The 12,774-nt window shown below is 38.7% G+C and carries 13 protein-coding genes and 2 pseudogenes; 7 read left to right on the plus strand and 8 right to left on the minus strand.

All coding sequences use genetic code 11. The features are described from left to right. Positions 1 to 59: 59 nt before the first annotated feature. Together SJ312_RS01375 and SJ312_RS01380 are read right to left on the minus strand one after the other, a co-directional pair. A pseudogene (locus SJ312_RS01375) lies at positions 60 to 448 on the minus strand (NAD(P)H-dependent oxidoreductase); the annotation flags it as partial. A 98-nt stretch (positions 449 to 546) separates the two neighbouring features. Beyond that, positions 547 to 675 (minus strand): annotated as a pseudogene (locus SJ312_RS01380) (helix-turn-helix domain-containing protein); the annotation flags it as partial. 322 nt (positions 676 to 997) lie between these two features. Between SJ312_RS01380 and SJ312_RS01385 the strand changes: the two are divergent. The 5 genes from SJ312_RS01385 to fdnI all read left to right on the plus strand — a co-directional run bounded on the left by SJ312_RS01385 (position 998) and on the right by fdnI (position 6,657). Continuing rightward, positions 998 to 1,264 carry a DUF2798 domain-containing protein gene (locus SJ312_RS01385; RefSeq protein WP_094960756.1) on the plus strand — a complete coding sequence of 89 codons (267 nt, stop codon included), beginning with the start codon at positions 998 to 1,000 and terminating at the stop codon, positions 1,262 to 1,264. Between the two features lie 63 nt (positions 1,265 to 1,327). Further along, positions 1,328 to 1,651 (plus strand): YnfA family protein, encoded by a 324-nt coding sequence (locus tag SJ312_RS01390; RefSeq protein ID WP_004255956.1) that lies wholly within the window; start codon positions 1,328 to 1,330, stop codon positions 1,649 to 1,651. 411 nt (positions 1,652 to 2,062) lie between these two features. Continuing rightward, positions 2,063 to 5,110, plus strand: coding sequence for a formate dehydrogenase-N subunit alpha (gene fdnG, locus SJ312_RS01395; protein WP_137019095.1), 3,048 nt, complete (start codon positions 2,063 to 2,065; stop codon positions 5,108 to 5,110). Positions 5,111 to 5,120: 10 nt separating this feature from the next. Continuing rightward, positions 5,121 to 6,008, plus strand: a complete 888-nt coding sequence (gene fdxH / locus SJ312_RS01400) for a formate dehydrogenase subunit beta (protein WP_004909723.1) — start codon at positions 5,121 to 5,123, stop codon at positions 6,006 to 6,008. After that, positions 6,001 to 6,657, plus strand: a complete 657-nt coding sequence (gene fdnI, locus SJ312_RS01405) for a formate dehydrogenase-N subunit gamma (RefSeq protein ID WP_004255903.1) — start codon at positions 6,001 to 6,003, stop codon at positions 6,655 to 6,657. The genes fdxH and fdnI overlap by 8 nt, the downstream gene beginning before the upstream one ends. A 79-nt stretch (positions 6,658 to 6,736) precedes the next feature. On the opposite strand, the gene SJ312_RS01410 is transcribed toward fdnI, so the two are convergent. Together SJ312_RS01410 and SJ312_RS01415 are read right to left on the minus strand one after the other, a co-directional pair. Beyond that, the gene (locus tag SJ312_RS01410; protein WP_004255898.1) at positions 6,737 to 7,303 is read right to left on the minus strand and encodes a GNAT family N-acetyltransferase; all 567 of its coding nucleotides are present in this window, start codon (positions 7,301 to 7,303) and stop codon (positions 6,737 to 6,739) included. Beyond that, complete coding sequence (locus SJ312_RS01415) at positions 7,300 to 7,746, minus strand: GNAT family N-acetyltransferase (RefSeq protein WP_036957876.1); 447 nt, start codon at positions 7,744 to 7,746, stop codon at positions 7,300 to 7,302. The genes SJ312_RS01410 and SJ312_RS01415 overlap by 4 nt, the downstream gene beginning before the upstream one ends. A gap of 221 nt (positions 7,747 to 7,967) precedes the next feature. On the opposite strand from SJ312_RS01415, the gene agp reads away from it, so the two are divergent. Further along, positions 7,968 to 9,221, plus strand: coding sequence for a bifunctional glucose-1-phosphatase/inositol phosphatase (gene agp / locus SJ312_RS01420; protein WP_110591497.1), 1,254 nt, complete (start codon positions 7,968 to 7,970; stop codon positions 9,219 to 9,221). Between the two features lie 90 nt (positions 9,222 to 9,311). Then, positions 9,312 to 9,806: a GNAT family N-acetyltransferase gene (locus SJ312_RS01425; RefSeq protein ID WP_226617109.1), complete on the plus strand. Its 495-nt coding sequence runs from the start codon at positions 9,312 to 9,314 to the stop codon at positions 9,804 to 9,806. Positions 9,807 to 10,000: 194 nt separating this feature from the next. Here the strand turns inward: SJ312_RS01425 and SJ312_RS01430 are convergent, their stop codons facing one another. From SJ312_RS01430 to SJ312_RS01445, 4 genes are all read right to left on the minus strand, one after another. Beyond that, the gene (locus SJ312_RS01430) at positions 10,001 to 10,438 is read right to left on the minus strand and encodes a universal stress protein (protein WP_004255887.1); all 438 of its coding nucleotides are present in this window, start codon (positions 10,436 to 10,438) and stop codon (positions 10,001 to 10,003) included. 198 nt (positions 10,439 to 10,636) lie between these two features. After that, on the minus strand, positions 10,637 to 11,206 hold the full coding sequence (locus SJ312_RS01435; RefSeq protein ID WP_004255883.1) for a tetratricopeptide repeat protein: 570 nt from the start codon (positions 11,204 to 11,206) through the stop codon (positions 10,637 to 10,639). A 514-nt stretch (positions 11,207 to 11,720) separates the two neighbouring features. Next, positions 11,721 to 12,128, minus strand: coding sequence for an acyl-CoA thioesterase (locus SJ312_RS01440; protein ID WP_004255881.1), 408 nt, complete (start codon positions 12,126 to 12,128; stop codon positions 11,721 to 11,723). Between the two features lie 207 nt (positions 12,129 to 12,335). Continuing rightward, positions 12,336 to 12,692, minus strand: a complete 357-nt coding sequence (locus tag SJ312_RS01445) for a hypothetical protein (RefSeq protein WP_094960759.1) — start codon at positions 12,690 to 12,692, stop codon at positions 12,336 to 12,338. Between the last annotated feature and the right edge of the window lie 82 nt (positions 12,693 to 12,774).

Below are 12,774 nucleotides of genomic sequence, written 5' to 3' on the forward strand. Positions count from 1 at the left end.
TTAATGATTACTAAATAATAATAAAAAGGAATACAAATGTATTCCTTTTTGAATATGGATTAATTAAAAATTTCAGTGAGATGTATTTTATAATCATTGATATATTTTTCAATATTAGGTTCTTTGATCACGTCGTTAACCATAAAGGTTGGGAATTTTTTCAATCCGAGAAATTGTTGTGATTTATGAAAGGCAAAATAGACACCATCTACACCTCGACCGTCAAAAAAATTATCAAATTCATCAAATGCATCGATAGGAGCATTCCAATCCACTGAAAGCATATACTTTTTCCATGAAGTAGGCCCCCGGTACCATATTGCTTGCTTGGATTTTGGCGGGTACGGCCATCATTTGCATATAAATGACCGTGACGGAGGGTATAAACGTCATCCATATATTTTTTTACCATCCAAGGCATCATCTTCCACCAGCCAGACATTTGGTAATAATCGCATCTGCCTAAAGAAATTTTTTAACCTCATTTTCCTCAGCAGTTAGGTCAATTTACCTTGTGGTGCGGTTAATTAAATTGACATCCAGTTATTCTTCCAGTTTTTTGACTATTCGGCTTACCGCGAAATTTGCTAAATTAAGTTTATCAGCCGCTTTACTAAAACTTTTTTGTTCTACCACTTCAATAAATACACGGGCTTCTTCAGATGTTGCTCTCATAATGATTTTGTTAGCCAATAAGGTGATAGAAAAGGTGTTTATTATAATAACAAAGATAGGCATTAAAATTTAAACTAAAAGTTTTAAAAGATGGAGTTTTATTAGGCTTTTAACCTAATCATATTGGAGTCTGATCTATCGCTTTTCTTAAAAGAACTTTTAATGCTTCTATTTTGTTAAATTTTGACAAAAATCTTACAAATTATAGAATAAGAAGGAATTGGTCATAGGACTCGTAAGCGTTTACGTTAGCCAACGCATATAACTTTTGGCCACACATAGGTTATGTGCTTTGTGTGTCTGTTAACCTTGGAGTTTTTTTATGCCACATCGAGACCGTAATTATATTTTAGGTATCCCAAAGTTACCTGCTCGGGCGATGATTTTTCTTGTTCCTTTCTTTTTATCCCTTGTCATGAGTGGAATTGTTTCGCTGATTAGTACCATAAGAGCCTTGGGCTTCACGAGTGACGTGTTTTCACCTTGGTTGAGCTCGTGGATGCTTTCTTGGATGATAGCTTTCCCAACCGTATTTTTTGTTTTACCAATTGCAAGGCGTATTTCATTGATGTTAGTGAAAACCACATAACCGTGTTGATAAAAGTTGCTAATATAATAGTGAATTTATGGGTATTATTTTGAATGGGTTGCTATGTCGATAAAAATTATTGGTTTGTTCTTTATCACTGCGTTGGCTGAAATTGCAGGCTGTTACTTTCCTTATCTTTGGATGAAAAAGCAAGGTGGGGCTTGGCTATTGATCCCGGCAGCCTTAAGTTTAATGCTATTTGTCTGGTTACTCACATTACACCCAGAGGCAAGCGGACGAATTTATGCGACTTATGGTGGAATTTATATTGTCACGGCATTAGCTTGGCTAAAAGTGGTTGATGGTGTTTCTCTTACCGTGACTGACTGGGTTGGTGCTTTAGTCGTACTGATCGGAGCCGGTATCATTATTAGTGGTTGGAAATAGAATTCAGTGTTATCACGTCACCTTAAAAAATTAATTATTTATTTTAAAGTGACGTGGAATTTAAGCCGACAACAGAATTATTTCTTTATGTGGATTTCAGTAAATGATTACTAAATCCATAGTTAAATTTTAAATTAAATACAAGGGTTATTCTTTTCTAAGAAATAACATTATTTTCTTTTACGAAATGTTAATTGAAATAATGTTTAACTTAAATTTTTAAAATGTAACATTTGATCCAAATCAATTTAACAATAAATACTCTATTGGTAGTAATTTTAATTGATGTTTAACTACTCAGTTAATATTAATTAAACTTTTATTTTCACTTTCATTGATTTTAGGCAATATCTAATCATATTAGGCTGCTATTCTCTCACCGATTTATACAAAAAATATAAAGAGGTAGCAATGAACGTTAGTCGCAGAAAGTTTTTTAAAATCTGCGCTGGCGGGATGGCAGGTACAACTGTAGCTGCGTTAGGTTTTATGCCTGGAATGGCAATAGCTAATGTACGTGAATATAAATTACTTCGTTCTAAAGAGACGCGTAATACCTGTACTTACTGTTCTGTCGGTTGTGGATTACTAATATATAGCATGGGCGATGGCGCCATGAATGCTAAGTCCGCGATATTCCATGTCGAAGGTGACTCAGACCACCCGGTAAACCGTGGTGCTTTATGCCCTAAAGGGGCTGGCCTACTCGATTATATCCAAAGCGAAAATCGTTTACGTTATCCTGAATATAGAGCACCAGGCTCTGATAAATGGGAACGCATTAGTTGGGATGATGCTTTCACACGCATTGCACGCTTAATGAAAGATGACCGCGATGCAAATTTCATTGAAAAAAATGCGGAAGGAACAACAGTAAACCGTTGGTTATCAACAGGGATGCTTTGTGCATCAGCTGCCAGTAACGAAACGGGAATGTTGACGCAAAAATTCGCTAGATCGCTAGGAATGCTAGCAGTTGATAACCAAGCGCGTGTCTGACACGGACCAACGGTAGCAAGTCTTGCTCCAACATTTGGTCGCGGTGCGATGACCAACCACTGGGTTGATATCAAAAATGCCGATGTTGTCGTCGTAATGGGCGGTAATGCTGCGGAAGCACACCCTGTTGGGTTCCGCTGGGCAATTGAAGCGAAAAATAATAATGATGCCACACTGATTGTCATAGACCCGCGTTTTACGCGTACTGCATCAGTTGCTGACCATTATGTGCCAATTCGTTCAGGAACCGATATTACCTTTTTATCGGGCGTTTTGCTGTACCTGATTGAAAACCAAAAAATCAATGCTGAGTATGTTAAGAACTATACCAATGCGTCATTGATTGTTAGAGACGATTTTGACTTTAACGATGGCTTATTTAGTGGTTATGATGCTGATAAGCGTAGCTATGACAAAACCAGCTGGAACTATAAGTTTGATGAAAATGGTCACGCATTACGCGATGACACATTACAAGATCCGCGTTGTGTGTGGAATTTACTTCACAAACATGTATCACGCTATACGCCTGATATCGTTGAGCAAATTTGTGGAACGCCAAAAGCCGATTTCTTGAAAGTCTGTGAAATTTTAGCAACAACAAGTGCAGCAGATAAAGCTGGGACTTTCCTGTATGCATTAGGTTGGACACAACATACTGTTGGCGCACAAAATATTCGCACTATGGCGATGATCCAGTTACTGCTAGGTAATATGGGGGTTGCTGGCGGCGGAGTGAACGCGTTACGCGGGCACTCGAACATTCAAGGCTTAACCGATTTAGGGTTACTATCAACCAGTTTACCGGGTTACCTGACATTACCTTCTGAAAAACATCAGAACATTGATAGCTACCTGTCTGCGAATACACCAAAAGCGACCTTGCCAAATCAGGTGAATTTCTGGAGTAATTATCCTAAATTCTTCGTGAGTTTGATGAAGTCTTTCTATGGGGATTCAGCACAAGCAGAAAACCAATGGGGTTATGATTGGTTGCCTAAATGGGACCAAGCTTATGATGTGATGAAGTATTTTGACATGATGAGCAAGGACCAAGTGACGGGTTATATCTGTCAAGGGTTTAACCCTGTGGCTTCATTCCCTGATAAGAATAAAGTGGTTAGCTGCCTCAGTAAATTGAAATACCTGATTGTCGTTGACCCATTAGTCACTGAAACAGCGAATTTCTGGCAAAATCATGGTGAGATGAATGACGTTGATACGGCTTCGATTCAAACCGAAGTGTTCCGTTTACCATCAACTTGTTTTGCAGAAGAAGATGGTTCGATAGCCAACTCAGGCCGTTGGTTACAATGGCACTGGCAAGCCGCAGATGCCCCAGGCGAAGCGCGTAACGATGGCCAAATCTTAACCGGTATTCTGTATAAGATCCGGGAATTGTATGAGAAAGAAGGTGGCCAAGGCCAAGATCCTCTGATGCAAATGAAATGGAATTATAAACAACAATTCCATCCTGAATCAGAAGAAGTGGCGAAAGAAAACAACGGTGTTGCACTGGTTGATCTTTATGATGCAGACGGTAACTTACAAGCGAAAAAAGGCGAGCTGCTCAGCTCATTTGCCTTATTACGTGCGGATGGTTCAACGGCATCTTCTTGCTGGATTTACACTGGTAGCTGGACCGAGAAAGGCAACCAGATGGCTAATCGTGATAACAGCGACCCATCCGGTATCGGTAACACACTAGGTTGGGCATGGGCATGGCCTTTGAACCGCCGTGTGATTTATAACCGTGCTTCTTGTGACACCCAAGGTAAACCGTGGAATAAAGACCGCGTGCTTATCGAGTGGAATGGTAAAAAATGGGTCGGTAATGATATCCCTGACTTCAATGCTTCTGCACCTGAAGTGGGAACAGGGCCATTCATCATGCAACCAGAAGGTTTAGGTCGTTTATTTGCTATCGATAAGATGGCAGAAGGGCCATTCCCTGAGCATTATGAGCCATTTGAAACACCACTTGGCACTAACCCGTTGCACCCGAATGTGGTTTCTAACCCAGCGGCGCGAATTTTTGATGAAGACAAAAAACGTCTTGGCGACCACAAAGATTTCCCTTATGTAGGTACCACATACCGTCTAACAGAGCATTTCCACACATGGACCAAGCATGCTCGCTTGAACGCGATTGCTCAGCCAGAGCAATTTGTTGAAATCAGCGAAACACTAGCGAAAGCCAAAGGAATTGCGTTAGGCGATAAGGTCAAAGTCAGCAGTAAACGTGGTTTTATCAAGGCAGTTGCGGTTGTTACTCCTCGATTACAAACACTGATGGTGGATGGAAAACCAATTGAAACTGTTGGACTACCGATTCACTGGGGCTTTGAAGGCGCGACTCAAAAAGGGTTTATCACCAATACGTTAACGCCGTCTGTCGGCGATGCTAACTCTCAGACACCTGAGTATAAGGCATTCTTAGTTAACATTGAGAAGGCGTAAGGGAGGGAACATGTCCATGCAATCTCAAGACATTATTAAACGTTCCGCGACCAATAGCATTACGCCTCCGCCACAAGCGCGTGATGATAAGCTTGAAGTCTGTAAGCTCATTGATGTGTCATCTTGTATCGGCTGTAAAGCTTGTCAGGTGGCATGTTCTGAGTGGAATGATATCCGTGACGAAGTTGGTCACTGCGTTGGGGTTTATGATAACCCAACGGATTTAAGTGCAAAATCGTGGACGGTGATGCGTTTTAGCGAAACCACTGAAATGGGTAAGTTAGAATGGTTGATCCGTAAAGATGGCTGTATGCACTGTACCGACCCTGGATGCTTGAAATCTTGCCCATCAGCAGGAGCAATCATTCAGTACGCAAATGGTATTGTGGATTTCCAATCAGAGCACTGTATTGGTTGTGGTTATTGTATCGCAGGTTGCCCATTCAACATTCCTCGTTTAAATCCGAAAGACAATCGAGTGTACAAGTGTACCTTGTGTGTTGATAGGGTGAGTGTAGGCCAAGAGCCAGCATGTGTGAAAACCTGTCCAACGGGTGCTATCCGTTTCGGTACGAAAAAAGAAATGTTGGAATACGGTGCAGAGCGCGTAACGAAATTGCAAAATCGGGGTTATGCGCAAGCGGGAATTTATGATCCTGAAGGCGTTGGTGGTACGCATGTTGTTTATGTACTTCACCATGCTGATAAACCTGAACTGTATCATGGCCTGCCTAAAGACCCACAAATTGATACGCCAATCAATCTGTGGCAGGGCATCTTGAAACCACTTTCTGTCGTTGGATTTATCGCGACCTTTGCAGGGTTGATTTTCCACTATGTGGGAATTGGTCCGAACAAAGAAGTGAGTGATGAAGAGGAGAAAGATGACCATGAGTAAGAAAAGCAAAATGATTGTGCGGACTAAGTTTATTGACCGCGCGTGTCACTGGACGGTTGTCATCAGCTTCTTCTTGGTTGCTTTGTCGGGGATCGCGTTATTTTTCCCAACACTGAAATGGTTGACGGAAACCTTTGGTACACCACAAATGGGGCGGATTTTACACCCTTTCTTTGGCGTACTCATTTTCGTCGTGCTGATGTTTATGTTTGTTCGCTTTGTGAAGCACAATATTCCAGATAAGCAAGACTTACCTTGGATCAAAAATATTGTCGAAGTATTGAAGGGCAATGAACATGAAGTGGCTGATGTCGGTAAATATAATGCCGGCCAAAAAATGATGTTCTGGAGTATCATGAGCCTGATTTTTGTGCTCTTGGTCACCGGTATTATTATTTGGCGCCCTTATTTCGCACATTTATTCCCAATGTGGATGGTGCGTTGGGGGCTGTTGATCCATGCTGTTGCTGCGATTGTCTTGATCCATGCTATTTTAATTCATATGTACATGGCATTTTGGGTTAAAGGTTCAATCAACGGAATGATCGAAGGGAAAGTTAGCCGCCGTTGGGCGAGAAAACATCACCCTCGTTGGTACCGTGATGTCGAAGCGAAAGAAGCTAAAGCGGAAGCTGAAAGTAAAAAATAATTTACGCAGCAGACGCTAAATAACTTAAAGCCATCACATTGTGATGGCTTTTTTGTGGGGGTTTTTGCGAGTTTAGTTTTTATTGATGAGACGATTTTAAATAGTCACTTGCCTTGATGCGATACAGCACATGTTCTTGTAACCAATGGCCATCAGGAAGTGCAGGGTGATAAAAATTATTTGGGTGTTTTATCATTCCAAGTCTTTGCATTACGGATTCTGATGGTAAATTGACCACAGCGGTGAACGCAACGAGCTCTTCTAGTTTTAGTTGTTCAAATGCAAATTTGATCGCGGCGTGAGCCCCTTCAGTCGCATAGCCGTGACGCCAATACTCGGGAAGTAAACGCCAGCCAATTTCAACACAAGGGGAAAAGGGCAGATTAGCAGCAGGAATATTTAAACCAATAAACCCAATAAATTGTTTGTTGGATTTCAATTCCACAGCCCATAGTCCCCATCCTCCTTGTTGAGCAAATTTATCTATGATGGTTTCCATAAATTGTGCATTTTGCTGCTCATTTAATACTGAAGGAAAATAGCGCATGACATCGGGGTGGCTATTCATTTGGTAAAGTGGTTGCTTATCTTCTTCTTGCCAGCCACGTAACCGCAAACGTGCAGTTTCTAATCCAGTGATTTTCATGCCGACTCTTTATTAAGGCGCATGTGCAGAATAGGGAATGGATTGCCTTCACCATCTAATTCAGAACGTGCATATTGTTTAAAACCCATATGCTGATAAAACCCGATAGCTTGAGGGTTTTGTTCGTTAACGTCCAACTCAGTAATACCTAAGGTATCAATAGCATATTGAAGAAGTTTCTTCCCTGTGCCTTGGCCTCTATTTTCTTGAGAAATAAATAACATTTCAAGACGGTGTTTATCGCACCCTAGAAAACCGGTCATATTGCCTGCGCTATCGAATGTCACAAAAACAGCTAAATGTGGTAAATAAATATCTTTGATAGCAATTTTTAGTTCAGCAATTTTTTCTTCAGTTAAAAAATGGTGAGTTGCCCTCACTGAAGACTCCCAAACACGAATAATATCATCATCGTGTGCACGTGTAGCGCTTTGGACTATCATTATATTGTCTCCGTATATTGACTGGAAAATATTAACTTTTGCTTTTCTTATGTCAACCGCTGGTTTTAAATTTACTTTAAGGTTGTTTTTGAGATATTTATCGCAGAAAAAAAAGTCAACTTCGTCATTATTAGATAAGTTACGGCGTAATTTTCTCGCCAAATTTTTTATATAGCGATAAACGTATTTTTCTTTGTTGATTTAATCGTAGGGGTATCTTAATGAAATATAAATTACTAACTCTCTGTTTATCCGCGGCATTATTAACGCCTATTGCACCTGCATTGGCGAATACAGAGACCAAAGCAGATATGGTTTTGGATCAAGTTTTAGTCCTTAGTCGCCATAATTTACGTACACCTATTGTAAATACCGGTATTCTTACTGAAGTAACTGATAAAAAATGGCCTGCTTGGGATGCACAAAGTGGATATCTCACAACGAAAGGTGGCGCACTTGAAGTCTATATGGGGCATTATTTTAGGGAATGGATAGACCAAAATAAATTACTTGCAGATGAACTGTGTCCAACGAGTAACGAAGATATATACCTTTATACAAATAGTCTACAAAGGACGATAGCAACTGCCCAATTTTTTGCAGCAGGAGCCTTTCCTGGATGCAAAGTAAATATTCATCATCAGCCTGAAATTGGTAAGATGGACCCTGTTTTTAACCCAATTATTACGAATGCCTCTCCTGAATTTAAGCAACAGGCACTCGCTGAGATGGAAAAATATTTTAAAGGTTTATCACTAACTGCGGGTTATGAAGAATTAGATAGTGTATTGAACATTAAAGATTCTCAAAAATGTAAAACAGATAAGTTATGTAATTTAAATAGTCAAAAAAACAGTTTTATTATTGAAGCAGAAAAAGAACCGGGCGTCAGTGGTCCATTAAAAATTGCAAATTCAGCGGTGGATGCAATAGACCTTCAATACTATGAAGGTTTTCCTGCAAATGAAGTCGCTTGGGGGCTTGTGAATACCCCTGAAAAATGGAAAAAACTGAATACGTTAAAAAATGCTTACCAAGAAACGTTATTTACACCAAAAATTATTGCCAAAAATGTCGCACATCCAATATTAAATTATATCGATAAAGGTTTTGTTTCGGCCGATAAAGGAGAAACTGCAAAATTTATATTCTTAGTCGGTCATGATTCGAATATTGCGTCATTGATGTCAGCAATGGATTTTAAGCCATATCAATTACCAGAGCAGTATGAGCATACCCCGATTGGGGGGAAATTAGTATTCCAACGCTGGACGGATAAGCAAGCTAATAAAGATTTTATGAAAGTAGAATATGTTTATCAAACAGCAGATCAGCTGAGGGATAACACCTATTTATCATTACAGACCCCTCCTAAACATATCACATTAGAGCTAAAAGGGTGTCCAATTGATAAAAGCGGCTATTGTTCTTGGGAGGATTTCCAAAAAGTCATGGCGACAGCCCTAGAGCAGTAATAACAAAGCCTAAGTGCCCCGCTAACTTGAGTGGGGCATTATTTTTTGGGATGATAGCTAAATTATATTTTCGGTTTATGAATCTCTTATGTGGACAAAACAGTCACGATGCCTATTCAGTTTTTACAGCTAAATCAAATTAGTATTGCAGATCTTATCGCATTAAATACTCATCCAGCCGTACTCGAACATATGCCTTTAGGGAGTAATCAATTCGATGAACAGGCCTGCCGTCAGTGGGTCATAGGAAAAGAGCAGCATTGGGAGCAATATGGCTATGGCGTATGGGCCATTATAGTTGATGGCCAGTTTGCTGGTTGGGGAGGGCTACAAAATGAAGCGGGCGATGCGGATTTAGCTTTAGTTTTACATCCTAAGTTTTGGGGAAAGGGAAAATATATTGTTAATAATATAATTAATAAGGCATTTACATCATTGAAGGTTGAGTCAGTCACGATACACTTACCGTTAACACGTAAGAAAGTATCAGCAATTTTGCGTTATGGTTTTATTGAGGAAGCCATCGTTGATTTTGACGGTATTCCTTTTAAGCGTTTTAGATTAAAACATTCATCAGTTTTATAGCATAAAAAAACCCTGCTAAAAAAGCAGGGCGTGAAAGTCACGAAAATGTTTATGAGTCTTTAATTTACCCTAAATGAGTGCATAAATAGCCTCATAAAGTGTGTGTCTTTGCTGTTTTTTGTAACAATCATTAAGGCTAAACCTTTTATTTGTAAAATGCGTTTATTTGGCAGAAAATAGCACTTTAGCCTTTATTATCGAACGACTAATACGCTAGTTTTCGCATAGCGAACTACTGATGCGGCATTAGAACCGAGCAAATAGGTTGACATACTCGGGCGGCGCGAACCTAATAAAATTATATCGGCGTTAATATCTTCTGCTGTTGCCAAAATTTCGTCTTTAACAGAACCGACGGTTGCTTTTGCCTTTACTTTATCTGCAGGGATATCAAATAATTTAATTTTTTCTTTTAACTCGCTAAGAATGATTTCAGCTTGTTTTTCATCATCAGGGAAGTCCCCTGGTAAGATTGTGCCACCGTAGCGCAAATAATTTGAAATTGGTGCGGTTACGGCAAGAAAGTGTACTGTTGCATCGTTCAATTTTTGTAGTGAGTTAACATGAGGAACTAATAAATTAGTGAGAGCATCTTCGGTTACATCGATCGGTACTAAAATTGTATTGTACATAATATCTCCCTTTTTCTTTTATATTATAAGCTTAGACCAATATCATACATTGTGAATTTGATTATTAATAGTAATGAATTTATTGGTGAAAGGGTGTGAGCAAGTAGCCGTAATAAGATTTTTTATCAAAAAATAGAAGTGCCCGATGTCATTATAATGAGCGACATCAGGCAAATGGCGGGAAATACTAAGTCAGATTTATTTTTTTACGCAGGCTTCTTTTAAACCAGCTTTACAGGCTTGAGCTAGATATTCAGCTGCAGATTTTTCGTTTATTTCAATTCCTTCACCACTTTCTAGCATTTTACCTACTTGATATTGCGCTGGTGGGAATTTTTTATCAGCAGATTTTTTGAACCATTCAAAAGCCGTAATATAGTTTTGTTTTACACCAATACCTTGATAGTAAAATTGGCCCATATAATTCTGAGCTTCAACATTGCCTTTATTGGCTGATTTCTCAAACAGATCCATGGCAGTTTCGAGGTTGGCTTCAACACCATTACCGTTTAAATACATATCACCTAAAAATAACTGAGCATCAGAATTACCTTTATTTGATGCCATTGTTAGCCATTTTTTTGCTTTACCATAGTCCTGTTTAAGCTCATTCCCAAGGTAATAGCCAATTCCCAACATGACTTGCGCTTTTATATCCCCTTTTTGTGCCTCCTGTTCGATACGTTTGATGGTTTCTTTGGGAACTGCAGCAACACTTAGGTTAATTGAAAAAGCACATAAAATAATAAATGAGAGAATTCTAAGCATGATTGATGTCTTATATTAGCGTTGTTTATTTCTATTTTTTAATAAAATGTCTCGATGAGATTTACTGTCAACAAAGTATATTATACAAAGAGAATTTACATCAAAATACGTAATGTAAAATAAGCTACACGCTCATCTTTTTACGCATTTTTAGGATAATTGATTACTTCTATACTCTACGATTTTAATTGAAAAATATCAATATGTAATAAAAATTACAATATATTGAAGTATGAAATTTAATGTTTCTTAGTCATTTTATGTGTTTATTGTAACAAGATCTTAATAAAGAAAGTGGTTGAAAAATCATATAAATCAGGTGGTAATATAAGTAAGCTTTGGGCGATTATTTTAGAAAAATATCTTATGCTAATAAAATCTCGATATAAAACACATAAAAAGTGAAAAAATAAATTAAATAGTATGTGCTATAAGAAAGGTGTGAATCGAAATTTACAGAATTCACACCTTCAGCAATATGCGAAAAATTTTTACTTTAACGGCTTAAGAAAGCTTATGACTCAAATAATGGCGTGGGTTTTCCGTTGTCATCAATTGCAACAAAATTAAACTGGCCATGTATTACTTCTTCACGACCATCTGAATACATATCTTCTAGAAAAATCGATACGTTGACCGTTAAACTGGTTCTTCCGACTCGAATAACTTTACCTACTAACTCAACAATGGTCCCTGAAGGGATTGGGTGGGTAAAGTTAATTTTCTCAGTTGATACCGTAACGAGGCGTTTACGGCTAAACCGTGTTGCGGTAATAAAAGAAACTTCATCCATCCAAGCTAGGGCGGTACCACCAAACAAAGTACTGTGGTGGTTAGTCGTTGTTGGAAATACGACTTTAGAGACGCGAGAAATGGATTGCTCAATTTTTTGTGCGATGACATCGTCAGCGATGGAGCTCATGGTCTGCCTTACAATTGTTACTGGGTGTATTAGAAATGTTAAAGACCAAGTGTAATACTCCTCTCAATTTAATTCAGCAATAAATGTGAAGTGAATCGTTCCAGTTGAAAAGTTTTTTCATATTTTCGTATTTAGGAAAAATAGGGGGAAATATTAAAGGCTCAAAACTAGACAATGAGCCTTTAAATTGCTGAAAAAAGATGGGGGTTAATTATCTAAATATTCGGCGCTCATGCGAACTGCTTTTGCATTGCTGCCACTTTTAACGCAAGAAACTAAAAACGCATTAGATTCAGCCCAAATAGTTGCAGAAAAATCTTCGCCATCAATATCTTTTTCAATGGTAACAGGGTATTTTTCAACGCCTTCAAGCCACTCGATTAACCCTGATTTACACGTTGGAAAGTCGTCTTTTGCTATTGAGCCATTTAAAACCGGCACGGCAATTTGTGGTTTATTGTTGTCAGCAATCATGTCCTCTAATTGCTCTACGGTATACGTTTTTTCAGCGAAAGCAGTGGCGCTTAATAGTGAAATCGTTATTGCTAATAGTAATTTATTCATAATCACTCCATTTGATTTAAGTTTCGAATACTAAGCAATAGAGCCACAATAGGCAATAAAAAAACCCTTCATATAGAAGGGT

It is taken from the genome of Providencia sp. CIM-Carb-044 (assembly GCF_033901115.1).
GTDB classification, from domain to species: Bacteria; Pseudomonadota; Gammaproteobacteria; order Enterobacterales; family Enterobacteriaceae; genus Providencia; species Providencia hangzhouensis.